Source organism: Cohnella yongneupensis (assembly GCF_042655785.1).
Taxonomy (GTDB): domain Bacteria; phylum Bacillota; class Bacilli; order Paenibacillales; family Paenibacillaceae; genus Cohnella; species Cohnella yongneupensis.
This window is the reverse complement of record NZ_JBHSNC010000042.1, coordinates 75,756-96,843: the sequence shown is the minus strand read 5'-3', so window position 1 is coordinate 96,843 and position 21,088 is coordinate 75,756. Positions and strand designations below refer to the sequence as shown.

Sequence of the window (21,088 nt, the reverse complement as noted above, 5' to 3'; positions counted from 1 at the left end):
ATTTCCTATGAAAAGAGGTCGTAAAGATGAAAGCAAGTAAAGTACAAATGTCGATCAGTTGGTTGCTGCTATTTGTACTGGTCTTGAGCATCGTCCCGCTTACCGGTCCGGCCGAGCGTGCTTCGGCGGCAGCCAGCGGCATCGTCGAGCGCGTCTACACGGACAAGTCCCGGTATGATCCGTCGGACAGCGTTACCATTACGGTATCGCTGCACAATCAGACCGGATCGACGTGGAGCGATGACGTCGTCGTGCGTATCTTCTATCTGGAAACCCAAGTGTACACTTCATCGCAAGCCGTTACCTTGACGAACGGCCAGTCCGACGACATCACCTTCGGCTGGACGGCGCCGGCGACCGATTACCGCGGATACTTCGTCCGAATCGATGCCGATACGGCCGGCTCGGGAGCGACTGCGATCGACGTCTCGAGCGATATGGCCAAATATCCGCGCTACGGCTTCATTAGCGAGATGACGTCTGCGGAAACGTCGACGATGAGCACGGACAAGGTTAACGAACTCGCGCAAGATTATCATATTAACGCTTGGCAGTTCTATGACTGGATGTGGCGGCACGAGAAAGTGATCAAGCGTACGGGCGGCGTGATCGACTCTACCTGGCAGGATCTGTTCAACAGACAGATCGATTGGAGCACGCTGGGCAATCAGATCGATGCCGTGCATGACCAGAATGGCGCGGCGATGGCCTACGCGATGATCTACGCCGCCAGGGAGAACTATCCGACCTACGGCGTCAACGCTCAGTGGGGGTTGTACGAGGATGCGACCCATACGAAGCAGTTCGACTTCAACTTCGGATTCGGGCCTATTCTTCATTGGTTCAATCCGCTGAACGCGAACTGGCAAAATTATATTTTCACGGAATATTTGGATGCGATCAATGCCGGGGATTTCGACGGCATACACGTCGATCAATTCGGTCAGCGCAACAACGTCTATGATTACAATGGCAATCCGGTTAATCTGGCCCAGTCGTTCTCGCCTTTCCTCGATGCGGCCAAGAGCGCCCTGACGACGAACAATGCAGCCAAGGATCATATCACTTATAACATCGTGGACGGCACGGTAGACGGCTGGGCGGCCGACGATGTCAGCACGAACGCGGACGTCGACTTCCTCTATAGCGAAATCTGGTACTTGTCGAACAGCTACAAGCAGCTCAAGGATTATATCGACGACATCCGGGCCAACAGCGGCGGCAAGGCCGCGGTGCTCGCCGCTTATATGAATTACGGCGAGAATATCGGAACGCGCTATGAAGCGGAGAGCGCCTCGTTGACGAACGTATCCACGAATACGAACCATACCGGCTATACGGGCTCCGGATTCGTCGATCAATTCGCGAATTCCGGGGATAAGGCGTCCTTCACGATCAGCGCGCCGGAGGACGGCTATTACTCGCTCGTCTTCCGATTCGCCAATGCGACAGGCAGCGAAGCGAAGCGCAACCTATACGTCGATAACGTATTCAACAAGGAATTGAACTTCTACCACTTCGCCAACTGGGATACTTGGTCCCACGACACGTATCAGCAGGTGTACTTGACGCAAGGCTCGCATACCGTGGACGTGCGCTACGACGTCGGCAACAGCGGCGCGATCAACTTGGACAGCCTGACGCTCGGCGCCTTCGACGACCATTCCATCCGCTTGGCGGACGCCATGATGGCCGCGAGCGGCGCGACGCACCTCGAGCTCGGCGAAGACAGCCAGATGCTCGCCCACGAGTACTATCCGAACCGGAGCAAGAGCGTGCGCAATTCTTTGAAGGACGCGTTGAAGGATCATTACACCTTCATTACCGCCTACGAGAATTTGCTGTTCGATGCCGACGTCGTCAATAACGACACGGGCAGCCAGTTCTTGAACATTACGGGCGTAACGACGAGCGGCGACGCGACGGGCAATACGGTATGGCAAATTCAGAAGCGGACCCCGGATTACAATATCGTCCATCTTATCAACCTGCTGAACAACGATAACCAATGGCGCAACAGCGCATCGCAGCCGACGTTCAAGACGAATCTGGCCACGAAGGTGTATATCGGCAACGACGAGACGATTACGGACGTATTCGTTGCATCTCCCGACCTGGATCACGGCACGACCGAAGAACTTTCCTTCTCGACGGGGACGGATAGCAACGGGAAGTACGTCTCCTTTACGATTCCGAATCTGAAGTACTGGGACATGATCTATATGAAGCGGACGTTCAGCGCGCCTTCCAATGCTATCTATGAAGCCGAGACCGCGGTGAAGACGAACGTCTCCACCAATACGGACCATGCCGGCTACACGGGCAGCGGGTTCGTCGACGGGTTCGCCACCGCGAATGACGGCGTATCGTTCGTCGTCCATGCCGATACGAGCGACGACTACGCGCTGCGCTTCCGTTATGCCAACGGAGGAACGAACGCGACGAGAGACGTGTTCGTCGACGGCAAGTATGCCGGAACGATCGGATTCGATAACACGGGTTCGTGGAATTCCTGGGGATACGGCGAGTTAACGGCCCAACTCGACCAAGGCTATCATACGGTCGTGCTCTGGTATTCCGGCAGCAATGCGCACGCGATTAATCTCGACCATCTGGATCTGGACAAAACTTATATCTGGAACTTCAACGTCCCGATTACGTCTATTCCAGCCGGCTATCGGATTACGTTCCAAGCCGGATTGCCCGGATGGGTTCATTGGAGCGATAACAACTGGACGAACGTAACGGACACGAAGCTGCGCGGCAACGGCTCTAGCAACGGCGATCTGGATTACGAGATATCCGTCGGTCCGTTCAGCTCCGGCGACATCGACTTCACCTTCCTCTGGGACGATAACAACAACGGCTCCGCGGAGTACGGCACGGATCGCTGGGAAGGCACGGACTTCGAGATCGAAGTCGATTAATGCTCCATATTCGATAATAGAGAGGTGGAATATACGATGATAAGCCTGAATCCGATTCATTGGAAAAGAACGATCTCGTATGCGGCGATCTTCTCGCTCCTCAGTTCCCTCCTGCTGGTCTTCCCGCCGAAGCCCGCGCTCGCTTATGCCGGCGCGCTCGGCAACGTCACGGGAATATCCGCGACGAGCGACAAGCTGACTTTGACCATCGATAACGGCGCCGAACCGAATGACGACATCCTCATCTTCGACGTCCTGCAGTCGGACATCGTTAAGGTGTCCTACCGGCCGAATAACGTTTCGCCGAGCGCCGACACGCCCATGATCGACCCGAACAAGACGTGGAGCGCCGTCGGAGCGACCATCAATACGGCCGGAAATCCGATTACGATCACGACTTCGAAGATGATCGTCTCCATCGCGAAGACGCCGACCCGCGTCACGATCAAGAAAGCCGACGGAACGACGCTGCTCTACGAGCCTTCCGGCGGAGGCGTCTTCTATGACGGCGTCAGATTCCTGCACAGTACTAGTCACAATATTTACGGAATACGAAGCTACAACGCCAACGAGTCCGCCCCCGATATTACTCGTAACACGAGCAACCATCCGGCTCACGCTGGCAATCAGGGCGATTCCGGCGGACCGTTCATGTGGTCTACCGACGGCTACGGGATTCTCGTCGATAGCGACGGCGGCTATCCGTATACGAACGCGAGTACCGGGCAGCTTGAATTCTATTATGGCGGCACGCCCACGGAAGGACGCCGATACAGCAAGACGGACGTCGAGTATTACGCGATCGTCGGCGAGCCCGAGGGAATTATGTCCGGCTTCTCGGAAATCACGGGTAAGTCGCCGATGCTGCCGAAGTGGTCGCTCGGCTTCATGAACTTCGAGTGGGACTCCGACCAGACGGAGATCACGAACATGGTCGATACGTATCGCGCCAAGAACATTCCGCTCGATGCCTACGGGCTGGATTACGACTGGAAAAATTACGGCGATACGAACTACGGGGAATTCACCTGGAATACGACGAATTTCCCCGGCGCAAGCTCGACGACGCTTAAGACGAACATGGATGCGAAGGGCGTGAAGCTGATCGGGATCACGAAGCCCCGGATCGTGACCGAAGATAGCAGCAATGCGAGGACGACCCAATATTATGATGCGAATACCGGAGGCTATTGGTACCCCGGACATTCCGAATACGAGGATTACTTCGTACCTGTCTTGGTCAGAAGCATCGATCCGTACAATGCCGCCGAGAGAGCCTGGTACTGGGATCATTCCGAGGATGCCTTCGACAAGGGCATTGCAGGCTGGTGGAACGACGAGACGGATAAGGTCGCTTCGGGACCCGCGCAATATTGGTTCGGCAACTTCACGACGGGCCATCTGTCGCAAGGCATGTACGAAGGCCAACGCGACTACACGAACGATACCCAACGGGTATGGCAGACCGCCAGAACCTACTACCCCGGCGCGCAGCGGTATGCGACGACGCTCTGGTCGGGCGATATCGGCGGCCAATTCGAGATGGGCGAGAAAGTCGGTTGGGCGTCGGGCATGAAGGAGCAGCGGACCGTCATGCTATCCTCCATTAACAACGGTCAACCGAAGTGGGGTATGGATACGGGCGGATTCAATCCGAACGACTCCAATCCAAGCCCCGAGCTATATGCGCGATGGATGCAGTTCGCGGCGTTAACGCCCGTATTCCGGGTGCACGGCAACCTCTATCAACAGAGACAACCTTGGTACTTCGGGAATTCGGCCGAAGAGGCCGCCAAGAGCGCGATCCATTTGCGCTATCAGCTGATCCCATATATGTATGCTTACGAGAGAAGCGCCTTCGAGAACGGGAATGGTCTCGTACGTCCGTTGATCTTCGATTACCCGACGGATTCTTCCGTCGCCAACTACGTGGACGCCTGGATGTTCGGGGATTGGCTGCTCGCGGCTCCGGTCGTCGACAAAGGTCAGACCGTCAAGGATATTTATCTGCCCGCAGGCACATGGACCGACTACTTCAAAGGCACGACCTATACGGGCGGTCAGACGATCAAGTATCCCGTCAACTCGGAAACCTGGTCCGACATTCCTCTGTTCATTAAGAAGGGCGCGATTATCCCTACCCAGGAAGCGCAGGATTACGTCGGCCAGAGCGCCGTGACGAGCGTCGACGTAGACGTCTTCCCGGATACGTCTTCGACCAGTTTCACGTATTATGACGACGATGGCGCTAGCTACGATTATGAAGGCGGAGAATACTTCAAACAGGCGATGACGGCCCAAGATAACGGAGGAAGCGGCATTAGCTTCTCGATCGGCGCGAAGTCGGGCACCTACTCGCCGGCCCTTCAATATTACATCGTGAAAATCCACGGCAAGGTGGGCACGGGCGTTACTATCGGCGGCTCATCCGCAAGCTCCTACGGAAATCTTAACGCTTTGAGAGCCGCCGGAGGCGAAGGATGGTCGACGGGCAAAGACGTCTACGGCAACGTGACGTACGTGAAGGTGGCCGCGGCTAGCGGTTCTGCCAAGAACATCGTCGTAACCGGAACCGGGTCGGTCGGATCGACGACGGTACAGCTGGAAGCGGAAGACGCTTCGCTGTCGGGCGATACGACGAGCACGATGGCGACCGTGAACACGAACCATACCGGCTATTCCGGTACCGGCTTCGTCGACAATATCGATACGGACGGCGCAGCCGTCACGTTCTACGCGGACACGATAGCCGGCGGGGATCACACCTTAGCTCTTCGCTATGCCAACTCGACCGGAAGCGCTAAGACGATGAGCATATTCGTCAACGGCCAGCGAGTGAAGCAAACAAGTCTTGCGAATCTCGCGAACTGGAACACTTGGGCCACGCAGAGCGAGACCGTGCCGCTCGCTGCCGGACGTAATGCGATCACGTACAAGTATTACGATGACGCGGGGGATACGGGCAACGTCAACTTGGACTATGTCACCGTCACGCTTCACCCGACGATCGGCAAGTATGAAGCCGAGAGCGCCGCATTGTCCGGCGGAGCGGATACGAATCAGAACCACAAGCTGTACTCCGGCGAAGGTTTCGTAGACGGCATCGAGTCGATCGGCGCCCAGGTGGCGTTCAAGGTGGAAGTGCCTACAGCGGGCAACTACGAGATTGCGCTCCGGTATGCGAACGGCAACGGCAGCACGAAGACATTAAGCACTTACGTCAACGGCGTCGACGTCACGCAAGCCAGCCTCACCAGCCCTGGAGCAAGCTGGGACGTGTGGCAGGATAAGGCTCAGACGCTGACCTTGGTCGCCGGTACGAATACGATCGCGTATAAGTACGACGCCGCGGACAGCGGATACGTGAATCTCGACAGGTTACTCGTATCCGCAACCTCGCCGGGAACGCCGAAGTCCGAGTTGAACTTACTGGATAACGGGGATTTCGAGCGGAATACCGGCCAAGGCAGCAACTGGACGGAATGGCATCCGGGCGGACAGTCTCTCGCTTACGGGATCGATAGCGGTTCTGGATCCAACCCGCCGCAATCTCCGTGGACCGGCGATAATCGCGCCTACTTCTACGCAAGCAGCGCGTATCAACAGAGCATCCATCAGGTCGTTGCCGTTCCCGTCAACAACGCGAATTATAAATTCGAGGCTTGGGTTCGCTTGCAATATACGAACCCTACGACAGCCAGAGCGGAAATCTCGAACTACGGCGGCAGCGCGATCTATGGAAACATCTCCAATGACGGCGTATGGAAGTATATCAGCATCGATAACATCTACGTGACGAACGGACAGATCGACGTCGGCTTCTACGTGAATTCGCCGGGCGGGACCGTGCTTCATATGGATGACGTAAGAATTACGAAACAATAGCTCCAAGCGAAGAAGATCGCCCTGATCATCCGGCCTATAAGGTCGGGTGGGGGGCGATCTTCTTCATGCGTCGCGAATTACGCGAAAGCCTTGGCCCGGGCCGCTCTTGCGAGCGTCTACCCCTGACCTCCTTCCTGTGACGAACATTACATGATCCGGTTAAGCTTATATAACTTATAAACGCGCACCGCGATAATCTTGACAATCGCGTAGACGGGGACGACGATGATCATGCCTACGGGACCGATAATCGCGCTGGCGCCGATGACGAGCAGCATGACGGTGAGCGGATGAACGTTCATCTGCTTGCCGATGATCCGCGGCCCGATCAGGTTGGCTTCGATCTGGTTCGAGACGACGAGTACGATTCCGACCAGGAGCACGGTCATCGGAGAGACGGTGAGCGCGACGACGGCCGTGGGAATGAAGGCGATCAGCGGTCCGATATACGGGATGAAGTTCGTAATTGCAGCAATCAAGCCGAGCAGCAGCGGATAGGGCATATTGATCAGCACATATCCGATAAAGGTTAGCATGCCGATGAGAAGCGACGTTAACACTTTGCTCAGGATGAAAGAACCGATCGACGCATCGATTTCCTTCAATGCGCCTCTCATCTCTTCATGATAGCGCTCCGGCAGCATGCGAATGACGAGGCGGGGAAATTTATCCCCTTCGCTCAGCAAGTAGTAGATCATGAAAGGCACGAGACCGAGCAGGAAGAAGAAGTTCATGATGACATTGAACATCCCTCGCACGCTGCCTACGACGGAATTGAGAATTTCGTCCATCGACCCGGTCAGCTTGGAAGTAAGATTTTCCGTGGATAATGCGTCCTTCTGCCCGATTTCCTTCAGCCACTGGTGCTGCTGCACGGATTCGAGCCACGACTGAATCGAATCGGCGATCTGCGGAATATTGTCCACGAGGTTGATCGACTGGTCCCGAATCGGCGGCCAAATCATCAAGAAGAACAAGTAACAGACGCCGAGGGCGCCTAGGTAGACGAGTATAATGGCTAGCGTCTTCGGCAGCTTGATCGAGAGAAGCCTCACGAACGGCCGGAACAGGTAGTAGAACAAGCCCGAGATCAAGAGCGGCACGAACAAAGCGGCCAGAACCTTGCCGATCGGATCGAAGACGTAGTCGACCTTGGAAGCCAAGAAGGCGATCAATAAGACGACGATAATGCCATAACCGGTACGAAACCACTTGCCTTGCGGCATATGGACATGCCCCCCTTGCAACGATATTTTCTTCCTATTATTAACATTAACGAATTGCCTGCTAAAATACAAACGTGACGCTTTTCAACTAAAAAAGGTTACCCTCCAGCGGTTGGTTGAACCGCCGTCAGGTAACCCCTCGTTTTCCCTTCGACTCTTGCTTTACTCCCCGCGACTCACGCGAAAGCCTTGGTCGGGACCGATACCGTTCGCCTCGAAATTGTTCACATACGTGAGCTCGCCGACCTCGCCCATCCAACTACCGCCCTTCACGACCCGGGTAGAATTGCTAGTACTCTCCGAGTCTCCGTACCCGTTCCAGCACCATTCCCTTACGTTGCCCGACATATCGTAAAGCCCTAACTCGTTCGGTTTCTTGGCTCCGATCCCTTGCGTTCGATTATGATTGTTTTCTACAAGCGGCCAATTCCAATCACCCGATAACGGTCTATCTCCGGCGTTCTGCCAATACCATGCGACTTCATCCGCATTATTGCTTCCGCTGAAGGCGTAACTCTTGCTTAGCTGACCACCGCCTGCGGCATATTGCCACTCCGCTTCAGTTGGCAATCGGTAACCGTTAGCGCCATCTATAATCGTAACCGTCCATTTTAGATTATCGTATTCGCTCGTATTTTTCGGGTCTTTGTTCGTTTTGTCTATATGGTAAACGGGCTTTAAGCCCTCTTGGATACTCCTTTTATTGCAGTACTCCACGGCGTCATACCAGCTTACCGTCTCAACCGGCAAATCGTCGCCTTTGAACTTCGACGGATTACTCCCCATTACCGCTTTCCACTCTTGTTGAGTTACCTCATACTTGCCGATATAGAAGTTCGATAAGGTTACGGGTTTCCCATAGTAAGTGGATTTCGCGTTCTTAAAACTCCCCCCTTTGACGAATACAAGGCTACCATTATCTTCTGTCTTCCCGGTCTTATCTTTCGAACAAGCGCTGACTATAACCATCATAGCTATTAAAAGGAATATCCATAGTTTTCTCATTGATAGATCTCCTTTAAAGGCATAGGAATCTCGTTGAAACAATAAGGCCGTCGGCTGCGAGACCGTCCGGCCTTATCGATATTAAAGAGCTATCACCAGACCGTTACGTTCGAGCTGCCGCTGCTTTGATACCCCTCTGTCGCCAACACTTGGTAAGACCAGCTGCTTCCCAGATTCATTCCTTTGCTCTTCCATGCGTTAACGTGGTTGCTAAAAGTGATCGCGACGTTGCTGCCGGTCGCTCTCTTCGACTGGCGGACGCTCCAGAACTGGGTGAACGTCTTGGTGCCGTCAATCGAAGGCGCGTTGACGCGTTGAGCCGTATAGATGTCATAGGTGCCGCCATCGCTGGACACGGTGCCTTTGAACGTTCCGGTAGGTCTGTATGTTCCCCAGCTATCGACGACGTAATATTCGATGAGCGAGTTTCTCGTCCACCCGTAGAGAGTCAAATAGCCGTTGCCGCTCGGCGACCAGACGCCGGCATTATAGTTGATCGTCCTAGTTGCCGAACCGGTATTCCAGCCTTTACCGACAACGAAGTTGCCCGTATTCGACCAGTTAACACTATAATTACCACCAGAACCATTGACAGCGTTTACAGTTCCACCGCCGTCAGTCCAATTTTGCCAGTAATCCGTCGCTGCGCTCGACGTTGCCGCAAACAAACCCAAACTCATGGAAGCTGCTAGACACACCGTTAACACTTTCTTATTAAACTTAAACATAATCTTTCCCTCCCAAAATGTTATACTCGGACACTACTTCCCTACGTACTACCTGCTACCTGTCGGATGCTTTTCTTGCAGTACATAACTCATGCCGTGTCATATTCCGTCAACTTCTGGCTTCCACCTCCTCCCTAGAAAATTATAGAAGGTAAGCGCATACATAAAAACGGGACAAACTAAAGATGTTCCCCCATTTTTTTAACTAATCTTAACAGAAGGCACAAAAAAAGACGCCTGGGACGGTCCCGCGCGTCTCTTCTTTGTTCTAGTACGCCTCAGTAGAGGAAAACCTAACGATACATCATGTCGTCCAGATCGCCAGATCTTATTTTATTTCTGTTGGAATCACATTTCCATTGCGCTCTAATAACGTCCATCGATTTGCCCGATTTACCGTTTCTCGCTAACCGAAACATAAAAATTCCGATATTATTCCATCGTATCGCCATGCGCGACAGTACACCCGTTTTATGCTTATAACTAAGATATTCGCGATTAATTACGAACATAAAGGTACTTTTCGAGGAGGGTGTTCTATATTCCCTTGAAACCATATGCTTTACTTTAACTTTATCTATTAAAATGCATTTTAAGCCTTCGGTTTTTGCCTTCTGATAATAAGAGTGAGAGAAATCCAAGTCTTCCGCGTATGCATAACCGGAAAATTTCTCGTCGAAGTTAAGTTTCCACTTATCTATAAGTGATTTTCTTACTACGAAGAAGTATCCCATAGCCCATTGGGTTTCAACTTCGCCTTTTACATCAGAGTGTGGAAAACGCCCTAACATGGATTTGGTTACATGACCGATGTTGCGATTTTTAAATGATTTTGTGCAAAAAAAGTAACCAATATAGCTCATTAACGAGCTTCTATCTGAAACCTCTTCATTCTCATCAATTCCAGCTATCATAGCTATTTTAGAATTACTCATCACCTTATAAATATTGATTAGCGTATCATCGTTTACATCAACATCATCGTCGGAGAAAATCATAATTTCATCATCGCAGTGCTTAATGGCCAAATTCCTCGCTCTAGTAAGCGATGGGATTTCTTGAAATAAATAAGTCGTTTTTGTTAGGTTCGAGTACTTATCTAATATATTTTGATTTAGTTGTCGCACTTCGCTATCCGGAGATTGATCAACGACAATAATGTGGGCGGGTATGTACTCTTTAGACATGAGGCATTCAATCGTTCGTTTGAATGATTGGTTACGGTTCATTGTAGGAATGAGTATACTTACCGGAACGATTTGTGACATAAAATTCTCCCCTTTGCGTAAACAAAATATAAATTGATGCACATTGTACATTCGCGATACGTTTTGTATTACCTTCTATTAATAAAAACTTAGTAAATGGATATCGTCATTTAGCGACAGCGGACATTGGTATCGGGATTTAATTGCTAATCAGGTTAGTCTGGGTTAATAGAATAAAGCCTCCAGACAAGAAAGATGACGCTCAGGATTATTCCTGGCGTCATCTTTATGTTTCCTATCTTATCGATAATTCAGCCCATTTGTTCTCCAACCACTTTTCAAAATCAGCGCCTTTATCGCCTTCGTAGGTGTCGTAAATATCGGATCTCATTTTCTGGAGCTTCTCTTTGAACGCTTCAAAGGAATGATCCTTCGGCAAGCTCTTCTTAATTCTCACCAAAATTTTGGTGATTCCGCCAATGGCCTCGCCTTGTCTCTTGGGCGGCAGTTGTACATCCTCTCCAAGTTGCTGGAGCTTGCGGAAGGCTGCCTCTTGTACGGAATACACGAGGTCGTTATTCATTCGATGCTTAAGAACGTCAATAATTTTCACGTGTTTCCACTGACCTAACTCTTCCACGGCCGCTAAACGATCTTTCCAGCTTGACGTCCGGTTCGCGGCTGACTTCAGCTGCTCATAATTGTCAGGTAGTTCATTTCCTAGTTCAATATCGCTCATCTTGTTCATCCTCTTCGTGACTTAATCGTCTCTATAATGAAATTAACAATCCGTTGTTGTTTTATACGTCAGCAACGTACAATACTGTACACGTGTCTGGTATGCAGTGTCAACACATGCTTGGTAGCCCTCGAAAAAAGGTTATCCCAGAAACGTCTCGATTGAGCGTTAACGGGATAACCTTTTTAAATTATGCGATATAGGAGTTAGAGTATGCGGCGCGCCGTGACGTAATGCTGGGACCAATAACCGGAGCTGATCGAATTGATCGCGATCCCGTTTTTGGACGGCGTATTATGAATCATTTGGCCGTTGCCCATGTAGATCCCGACGTGGTTGATTACGCCGTTGTTGCTGCCTTTCGTATCGAAGAAGACGAGGTCGCCCGCGCGCAAGCTGCCCTTGCCTACGTAAGAGCCCGCATTCTTCTGAGCACTCGTGCCCCACTTCAAATCCACGCCGACTTGGGCGAAGACGAACTCCGTGAACGACGAGCAATCGAAGATCAGCTTGGACGTATTGCGCACCCCGAAGGAGTAGTGTACGCGCCCTTGATAGCTCTTGGCAATATTAACAACCTGGGCGCCTCTCGAGCTGCTCGGGGCGGAAACGCTTGGACCGCCGTAATTCGTATATTTATCGTCGGCCGATATGTATCCGCTATTCCCATACTTATCAAAGACATGAAGCCAATAGCTGTTCGCCTGCCCGACTACGTGTACCATTTCCCCGGTCGAAATCATGCGAATGACGCCGGTGCTTGAGCTCGGGCCGACGCGAAGGTTAACGCCGAGAGTAACCTTTGTCTCAAGTGCGGTAGCGGCAGAAGCTTTCGGCGTAAGCTGGGCTTGTCCGATGCCGGAGACTCCGAAACCAATGACAGCGCTCAAGCTGGCGGCCAAGATGCGACGAATAATAGGCTTTGTTGTAGACAAGTGAATCCCTCCATAGATGACTGATGGAATCCACGATACCACAAATTCAGCCGCCTAATCTTTCCCACGAAGGAAGAAAACGCTGTCAGGGCGGGCAGTATTGATATTTATTAGAAAAGATTGAGAATTTCTTAATCTACTATAGGCAACAACTCTCCATAGGCAAGCAACGTGAAGCTATTGGCCGAAGCGCGAGGCGCATGGTTTAATCAGATCAGCGTAACGCCACAGGACAATCCCGAAAGGAAGAGAAGAATCGGAATGAACCAAGACAAGCTGTTGGGATTAAAGCCAGCCATGGGCTGGAATTCATGGAACACCTTCACCTGGGACATCAACGAACGACTAATACGAGACATCGCGGATTTGTTCGTGTCCGAAGGCTTTAAGGATGCCGGCTACGAGTATATCGTGATCGACGACTGCTGGAGCTTGAAGGAACGCGACTCGGACGGAAATCTGGTCGCCGATCCGGCCAAATTCCCTAGCGGCATGAAGGCGCTCGCGGACTACATTCATGACAAAGGGCTGAAGTTCGGCATGTATTCCTGCGTCGGCACCCACACTTGCGCCGGCTATCCGGGCAGCTTTGAGCACGAATTTCAAGATGCCTTGCGCTTCGCCGAGTGGGGCGTCGATTATCTGAAGTACGATTATTGCTTTAAGCCGCGTCAAGTATCTGGAGAGCTTATGTACAAACGGATGAGCCTTGCTCTGAAGAACGCCGGACGAGACATCCTGTTCTCCGCCTGCAATTGGGGAGAGGACAACGTGTACAAGTGGATTCGCGAATCGGGAGCGCACATGTACCGATCTACGGGCGATATACGGGACAACTGGGATTCCATTAAAGAACTGACGTTGTCGCAGCTCGATCAACAATGCTACACCGGGTCGTTCTGCCACAATGATATGGACATGCTAATCGTCGGAATGTACGGGGGCAGCAATAACGATTACATCGGCAGCAGCGGGGGTTGCACCGATACGGAGTATAAGACTCATTTCGCGTTATGGAGTATGATGGGGTCTCCGTTAATGATGGGTTGCGACATTCGCAAAGCCACCCCGTTCACGAAACGAATCTTGACGAATCCCGATCTGATCGCGATCAATCAGGATATCGAAGCCCGCGGCGCCTATCGCATCAAGCCTGAACCGAATTGGTTCCATTCGCAAGACGTGTTCATGCTGGTCAAAGTGCTGACGGACGGCGACCTGGCGATCGGATTTTTCAATCTGAGCGACAACGAAAGAGAGATCCCGCTGCTATTCTGGGACATGGGGCTGCCATACGCAGCCGGATATGCCTTGTCGCTCTACGACTGCTGGGAGCACAAGGAGCTAGGCCTGTTCAAGGAACGGTTCTCTCCGACCGTTCCGGCTCATGATTGCCTGGTCGTACGGGCTAAGCTGGTACGGTCCGACTCGGCGAGCAACGCCATATAAGCTGAAGGCGTGTAGGACGTTGCTCTTTTGAATACTTTGGAGAAATATAACGGATCGTTAAAGCCGACGGAGTACGCGATGGATTTGACCGACCAACCGACCGTCTTCAACAGCTCGCAGGCGCGCTCGATTCTGTAAGCCAGCAGATAGACGGATACCGACATGCCCGTCGCTTGCTTGAACAAACGATACAGATAGCTCCGTTCAATGTTCACCGCGTTCGCGATATCCGCGGACTTTAACGCCGATTTCCAATAATGATGTTCGATATACTTGATCGCCGCCCCCACGTAGTCCGTCGGGGCGGTCGTCTTTTCATTGGGATAGTACTCCATATAATAAGAGAGCAGCAGCCGTAATTGCGCATCGGAACGTATTTGGTCGCATAGCTTTGCTCCAGGGTTCCCGGATGACTGGTACAAAGGCTGCAGCGGATGGACAATGCCCGTAACCGTCGGACGATCCGGTTCGAGCAAAGTCATCGCGATCCATCGCCGCGCCTCTTCGCCCTTGAATTCATTCCACACATAGGCCCAAGGGTCCCGCGAATCCGGATAGTAATAGACTTCCGTATTCGGGAAGATCAAGAAGCTCTCTCCCTCGCTTAAGTGAAACACGCGCTTACGCGTTTCCAATACCCCTTTACCGCTGACGATATAATGCAACGCATACACGTCCCGAACGCCGGGGCCCCATTCGTGCCGGTTAGGCGGCTTGTATCCGCCGGCAACGTAACCTATATCGTAATTGCTGTAAGCACGTACGGCAGGCTTCTGCTCCAACTGCTTCATTCCTCTCTCCTACAAGAAAAGTCGCCGCAGGCTTCCGTCATCGGAAACCGTGCGGCGACCTTGAATATTTACTCAAACGCCCGTATATTCGAACCAGTCGAAGTCCGCGACATTGTCGCTAGCATGCGCGTTGCCACTCGCGTACATCCCGAGACATGCGCCTACGAAACCTCCGGCCACGTCCGTGCTGAGGATTCGTCCATCAACTTTATCCGCTAACGGAAGATACTCATCCGCTCTCGTACCGTAATAGAAGGAATAATCCTGCTCATGCGCCTCGATGGTCAAGTATAGCTTGCCGGCATCTACGGCTTGTTCGGCCAACACTTCGTCTTCGCCTTTCGAGCATTTCGTCAAGCGCAGCACTTTCGTTCCCTTCGACAGCAAATATTCGAATCGGAAGTGGAACTGACTGCTTTGCAGCACGACAAGCCCTGCCGATTCATGCTCGGCTTGCGGAACGAACTCCATTGCCGCGCGCGCGTTAAAACGGAGGTGCAACTGGCGTCTGCCGACAAAGCTAGGTTGCTCGTTGTCCTTCAGCGTCTGCGGACGCAGCTTCAGTCGAAGATGGCCGGGGCGCTCATCGAGACTCATGAACGCTTCTCTCGGCGTGCGAATGAACATCCATTGCATGCCTAATCTGGAGGTTTCGAAGTTATCGCAAGCTGGCGTCGCTACCCACCGCTGCTCAGGCAAGTTCGGCTTAACCTCTACCATCTCGACGATGGATTTTCCCGGTTTGACGACCGGCCAGCCTTCTTCCCAAGTAAACGGGACCAAGAACGTTTCGCGGCCAAGATTCCGGTAATACCCCCCATAGGGGCGGGAAGCCAGCAATACCATCCACCACTCGCCGTTTTGCGTCTCTACGATATCGGAGTGACCGACGTTAACGATCGGGTAATCGTTGCCCAAATGCCGATGCGTCAATACCGGATTCTTCTTGTAGCCGACATAGGGGCCGTATATGTGCTCGCTGCGAGCGACGGAGATCGCGTGATCCGGTCCCGTTCCGCCCTCCGAGATCAGCAGGTAATAATAGCCGTTGATCTTGTAGGTATGCGGTCCTTCCGGCCATACCGCGTCGCGCAGAGCGCCTCGCCATAACGAATGCTTCTCGCCGACCAGCTTCATCGTCTTCAGATCCAGCTCTTGCATCCAGATTTCCCAGTTGCCGAAATATTTCGCTCCTTCGGGAGCGGGTCTTGTGCCGGTGTAATAAGCTTTGCCGTCGTCATCGAAGAACAGGGAGGGATCGATACCTTCGGATTCCAACCAGTAAGGATCAGACCACGGACCGGAAGGATCCGTCGCGGTCACGACAAAGTTGCCCTTCTTGCCCACGATCGTATTAATTACGAAATACGTGCTTTCATGGTAACGAATCGTTGGCGCAAATACGCCCTCGGACGGACGAACGCCATCTAGATCAAGCTGCGACGGACGATCCAGCACATGACCTATCTGTCTCCAGTTCACCAGATCCTTGCTATGGAAGATCGGGATGCCCGGAAAATACTCGAACGTGGAAGTTACCAAGTAGTAATCGTCGCCAACCCTGCACATCGAAGGATCCGGATAAAATCCGGGCAAGATCGGATTATTGAACGTTGTCATATCCATCACTCTTTTTCGTGTTAAATTTATGTTCTCTATCTATAGAAGTTACGGTATGGAACGACAATCGACAACCTGTCTAACTTCAGTCATTCGAACCGCAGTTGGAATTATATCTTTCCGATATAATAAGTCTCCGGCGGTCCCAGATAGCTCTCCGGCGGATTCTTGCCGATTGGGTAGATGACCAACTTCTCGAGTACGAATCCTGGACTCACCGCATAGATCCTTACTTTATTCAATCCGTTACGGCAGACTGCCTCAGAGCTTTGACGTCGAATATTATCGAGTACGCCGGCAGCCCATTCGCGACTTGAAGATTCTCCTACTTTCAAACCTTTGGATACGGCATTCACCACATCAATCAGTCCATCATTAACTTGAACACCGTAATATAATGTATTGTCCGTCGTTACCGGATTAGAAGGCTGCATATACAATTCGACCTCATAGGCTCCGGCTTCATGAACGACGAACTGGTATTCCAGATAAGGCGCATCTTCACCAGCCGTAAAATACCGAGTAGTCGGGAATGCCTTCAGTGCGGATAATGTCCTGCCATACCCTTCGATCACCTGAAACTCGGCTGCTTTGGCATAATAGTGCTCAGCCTCTATGGATACATAACCATGGGTATCCACGTAAGTTTTGTCCGGTAATCCGCTTGTTTCCGGCTGCTTGGCATCTACGATAATCGTACATTGTCCGGTCGGAATCTTCACCACGATAGTCGCTTCGGTGTCATGATTCATTTGACTGCGGTCGATACGAACCGTAATCTTGTCCACGGCTTTGTGGGTACCGTCTAACATCCCCTCATAACCGGAACAAGTTAACCATGGCGCTTCGCAAGAAATCTCATAGGGAGCATCGAGATCGCTTAAGCTATGAAGGGTAAAAGAAGCCTCCGTAATATCCGGCTGTCTGAAGTCCTTCATATATAGCGTATGGACATGCCAAGCGCTACCCTCCGAACGCTGTTCAGTGCCGTCTATAGAGACGCTTAATCTTGCCTTTCTGGCCGGCATCACATGCATGAGAACAGGATACCTGCATTCATCCTCATTCCATTTCGTGAAGCCGATATGCTCCGACAATCCCATGCCGTACCATCTGCCGTTATCGATCGCGTGATATTCATCCACAAGCTCCCGATCCCGCAGCATGCACGCTCTGATCTGCTCGGCCAGTTGATTCGCTTCCATGCGATTAAGCTTTGCCGCATAATGATTTTTGCCGGTCAGCAGCTGCATCTTGTTCAGATTCAGGTTTCCCATCGCCGGATAATACACCAAGGAGAAGAAGCCGAACTTCGCCTCGTCATCCATCTTCGCATACAGTTCATTGGCTTCATCCATGAGGTTCTCGATCTCGGCAAGGAGGTTGTCGGCTTCCCGATAATGAACCGGATGATACACGTCCGCATTCATGGCCTCCGGTTTGCGATTGTGCGCGAGTTTGGTATACCCGTCTATAAGATGATGGATTTTCGCCCGATCTTGTGCCTCGCATACAGACCCGAATTGCTGCTCGATCCATAACCGCGTATATTCATCGGTCTTATTAATGGCATTGGTTCCCCATCGGTCGAAATCATAGGCTAAATCCAGAAAATAAGCTAAAGGGAATTCCTGCGTACAGATGTCGCCCACGTTGACAATCCACAAATCGCGGACGCCAAAATCGTAGGCCGTGCTCATCTGCTCCCATACCTTCGGCAAATAGGCGCTATTAACCCATTCATAAGAGATCGGTCCGCCATGGTAGTCAAAATGATAGTACATCCCATAGCCGCCCTTATGAGCGCGCATCTCCTCGGTAGGCAACGTTCGCAAATTACCGAAATTATCGTCGCAAAGCATCAGAATGACATCGTCTAAATCCGCCGAGCCGATTAAGCCAGGTGTATTTTCATCCCCATAGAAAAACGGCTCCACCTCTTTATACAACGCCAGCATGCGAGGGACTTGATCCAGCTCAGGGTTAACATGCTCCTTAATCAAGCGATTTTGCGTCCGCAGCACATCGCGAAGCAGGTTGATGTTATCCGCAAAAGTGGCTCCTTTGCCCATAATCGCCGTATCCGCCTCGCCGCGCATCCCGACCGTAATGACATTCTCGAACTTCCCGCTTCGTTTCAGACCATCCGCCCAAAACCGGGTGATGCCTTCTTCATTGGTTCTGAAATTCCACGCATCGCCATAGATCGAATCCTTGCCTCTTAAATACTTGTACTCATCCCCATGGCGCAGACACGGTTCATGGTGGGAAGCTCCCATCACTACGCCGTACTCATCCGCCAACTCCGAATTCGCCAGTCCCGGGCCATCGTCGTGGAACCGAGCCGACCACATCGCCGGCCACAGATAATTCCCTTTCAAACGAAGCAGCAATTCAAACATGTGATCGTACGCTTGCGCATTAAATCCGCCAAAATGCTGATGACACCAAGTTCCGAAAGCAGGCCATTCATCATTAATGAAAAATCCCCTGTAACGGACCGACGGCTCTTTCGATACAACCTTGTAACCGTCGTCTAGAACAAATTCCTCTTGGCGCCGAGGCTTAACGCCGCTCCAGTCTACATACGGGGAAACCCCTAGCATCTCCGACAGACGGAATAGACCGTATATCGTTCCTCTCTTGTCGCTTCCGGCAATAACAAGCGCTTTGCCTGCTTCTGTCCCGGGAGCATCTATGATCTGAAATAAATAGACTTCATTCTTACCTCTGATCTCCTCAAGGTCAATCAACCCTTGTTCTGACAGACTCGTAAGGACAGGGCTTCGGTCGATCGTTCCATAGATGACCGCACAGGAGGCCAGTTGATCGAGTTCCTCTGCCCACGTCGGGAGAATGCCAAAGACCAATTCGATATCCTTCATTACCTTGTCGGCGACTTTGTGAACCCCGCTATACGCTTCCTTTTCCCGAAGAAACAATGCGCCTTCATTTATTATTCGCTCATTAATTGTAAAATTCATGTCTTTCTCCTTAGATGTTATTCACGCTATGCTGCTGTTCCACGTGTCCAATAGCCTTATTATACAAGCATTGATCTCATCTATTATTTAGTTAAGTATAGAATAAGGGGTATAAATTAAAGTAGTTTCGGTTCGTAAAAAAAGAACAACCCTTTGATGGGTTGCTCCTTCACTTCATCCGGTATACCTGAGGCGTATTTTTGCAACATTGACGAAAACAAAGAATTCATTTCTCCTCCACGATGCTCCTTGAGGCAAACAATTCCTTTATAACATCCTCATCGCCATATCCATAGGGACAAGCATCAGAAGGACGGTTCGCGCTGTAATACCAACGGTAAATATCATAGGAGTCCTCATATTTGGCGTATGCAGTAATATATTCAACCGGCGCAAGCTCTGCAAGTCTATCTGCAGTCAACGTATTCGAAGCATAGGTCCTCTTGAGGCTTTCCGTCATGATGCGGCGGGACGGCATCTGAACCCAACCCTCAGGATAACGCTCATTCACCCATTGATCTATGTAGCGGAGAAACTCCGCACGAGCATCGTCTCTGAGAAGCGCAAACCATGTGATTTCGTCATAGCCCCAGGCAAAATGGCTATCATGATCCGGCACCCCGCGAGCACGACTGCGACCGAAATTATCGAACTCCACGATAAAGGGCATCGAATCGGCCGCCCAGCCGCTTGGGGATACTCCCGCCGCGCTGCGTGAGAACAACCCGTCCGAATATCCCTCTTCGCAGATACATTCCATTGGACTATCGATGACTTCCTTCAAGCGGATGGGGAAGCAATTATAGTCAAACAGACTGACACCGTCCACGCTGATTCCGTGCGTATGCGCATCGCATAATACATAATGGCGGCGAGCATGCTTGGCGGCATAATCCCGTATCATAGCCATTACTTCTTTGAAATACCGGAAGCCCGCATCCTCCGCGCCGATCAGATGCACCTGTCCGAAATGAATGCCTTCAAAGCCTGCATGGATATAAGAACATGCTCTGTAATAAATCCATAAACGGGATTCCAAACGGTTGATATCCTCCACCGAGGAGTCCTTCCCCCATTGATTGAGATACCTGCCATTTTCAAAAATCATACTTTCATAGGAGAAAGTACGGTCCTCCCTATCAAGCCCGAAAGCTTCAAACACCCATGCGGGTATTTTTACCGAGTTTACGAAGCTTTGTTGAATGCATTCGAATACGCAGGCTTGTAATATAAAATCCGGATCCACCTCATGCGCGCGGTCTGCACGTTCCTTCGCAATCCGGTAATGCCGCTCATCATCCGTGCTGTCCCATACATAGGAAGCTCGTCCAATAAACTTGGCGCCCTCGTTCTTCAGCATCCGAATATCGTCCTCGAAGGTTGACGAAGCCAGACTGTTATCCTCGCCAATGCCGCAATGGGTTACCGCGCGCGACAGATAGTTGTTTAAAACTTCTCTCGATATATATCCGTCAAAAAAGAAATCCATATATACATCTCCATTTCTTCAATCCTGCATTTTAGATGTTAGTATATCGAACTATTTCCTTCGTTATAATCAAAATAGATGACACAACTATAAAAAAAGAAG

The 21,088-nt window shown here is 51.4% G+C and carries 13 protein-coding genes; 3 read left to right on the top strand and 10 right to left on the bottom strand.

The window, feature by feature from the left end:
• Nucleotides 1–26 precede the first annotated feature (26 nt).
• Nucleotides 27–2,927, top strand: coding sequence for a glycoside hydrolase family 66 protein (locus tag ACFPQ4_RS13755; RefSeq protein ID WP_378112434.1), 2,901 nt, complete (start codon nt 27–29; stop codon nt 2,925–2,927).
• 36 nt (nt 2,928–2,963) lie between these two features.
• On the top strand, nt 2,964–6,812 hold the full coding sequence (locus tag ACFPQ4_RS13750) for a TIM-barrel domain-containing protein (protein ID WP_378112433.1): 3,849 nt from the start codon (nt 2,964–2,966) through the stop codon (nt 6,810–6,812).
• 146 nt (nt 6,813–6,958) lie between these two features.
• On the opposite strand, the gene ACFPQ4_RS13745 is transcribed toward ACFPQ4_RS13750, so the two are convergent.
• The 6 genes from ACFPQ4_RS13745 to ACFPQ4_RS13720 all read right to left on the bottom strand — a co-directional run bounded on the left by ACFPQ4_RS13745 (nt 6,959) and on the right by ACFPQ4_RS13720 (nt 12,653).
• The gene (locus tag ACFPQ4_RS13745) at nt 6,959–8,038 is read right to left on the bottom strand and encodes an AI-2E family transporter (protein WP_378112432.1); all 1,080 of its coding nucleotides are present in this window, start codon (nt 8,036–8,038) and stop codon (nt 6,959–6,961) included.
• A gap of 162 nt (nt 8,039–8,200) precedes the next feature.
• Entirely contained in the window at nt 8,201–9,043 is an 843-nt protein-coding gene (locus tag ACFPQ4_RS13740) for a formylglycine-generating enzyme family protein (protein WP_378112431.1), read from the bottom strand.
• Between the two features lie 92 nt (nt 9,044–9,135).
• The gene (locus ACFPQ4_RS13735) at nt 9,136–9,771 is read right to left on the bottom strand and encodes a glycoside hydrolase family 11 protein (protein WP_378112430.1); all 636 of its coding nucleotides are present in this window, start codon (nt 9,769–9,771) and stop codon (nt 9,136–9,138) included.
• Between the two features lie 293 nt (nt 9,772–10,064).
• Entirely contained in the window at nt 10,065–11,039 is a 975-nt protein-coding gene (locus tag ACFPQ4_RS13730; RefSeq protein ID WP_378112429.1) for a glycosyltransferase family 2 protein, read from the bottom strand.
• Between the two features lie 235 nt (nt 11,040–11,274).
• Nucleotides 11,275–11,718, bottom strand: a complete 444-nt coding sequence (locus ACFPQ4_RS13725) for a HEAT repeat domain-containing protein (protein ID WP_378112428.1) — start codon at nt 11,716–11,718, stop codon at nt 11,275–11,277.
• A gap of 206 nt (nt 11,719–11,924) precedes the next feature.
• On the bottom strand, nt 11,925–12,653 hold the full coding sequence (locus tag ACFPQ4_RS13720) for a C40 family peptidase (protein ID WP_378112427.1): 729 nt from the start codon (nt 12,651–12,653) through the stop codon (nt 11,925–11,927).
• Nucleotides 12,654–12,824: 171 nt separating this feature from the next.
• Between ACFPQ4_RS13720 and ACFPQ4_RS13715 the strand changes: the two genes are divergently transcribed.
• Nucleotides 12,825–14,102, top strand: coding sequence for a glycoside hydrolase family 27 protein (locus tag ACFPQ4_RS13715; protein WP_378112426.1), 1,278 nt, complete (start codon nt 12,825–12,827; stop codon nt 14,100–14,102).
• Here the strand turns inward: ACFPQ4_RS13715 and ACFPQ4_RS13710 are convergent.
• From ACFPQ4_RS13710 to ACFPQ4_RS13695, 4 genes are all read right to left on the bottom strand, one after another.
• Nucleotides 14,039–14,893, bottom strand: a complete 855-nt coding sequence (locus ACFPQ4_RS13710) for an AraC family transcriptional regulator (RefSeq protein ID WP_378112425.1) — start codon at nt 14,891–14,893, stop codon at nt 14,039–14,041. The two genes, ACFPQ4_RS13715 and ACFPQ4_RS13710, sit on opposite strands and share 64 nt — an antisense overlap.
• A gap of 72 nt (nt 14,894–14,965) precedes the next feature.
• Entirely contained in the window at nt 14,966–16,513 is a 1,548-nt protein-coding gene (locus ACFPQ4_RS13705) for a glycoside hydrolase family 43 protein (RefSeq protein ID WP_378112424.1), read from the bottom strand.
• Between the two features lie 110 nt (nt 16,514–16,623).
• A complete protein-coding gene (locus tag ACFPQ4_RS13700) occupies nt 16,624–19,497 on the bottom strand; it encodes a glycosyl hydrolase 115 family protein (RefSeq protein WP_378112423.1) in 2,874 nt (957 codons plus the stop codon).
• A 226-nt stretch (nt 19,498–19,723) separates the two neighbouring features.
• Nucleotides 19,724–20,986 carry a hypothetical protein gene (locus tag ACFPQ4_RS13695; protein ID WP_378112422.1) on the bottom strand — a complete coding sequence of 421 codons (1,263 nt, stop codon included), beginning with the start codon at nt 20,984–20,986 and terminating at the stop codon, nt 19,724–19,726.
• Between the last annotated feature and the right edge of the window lie 102 nt (nt 20,987–21,088).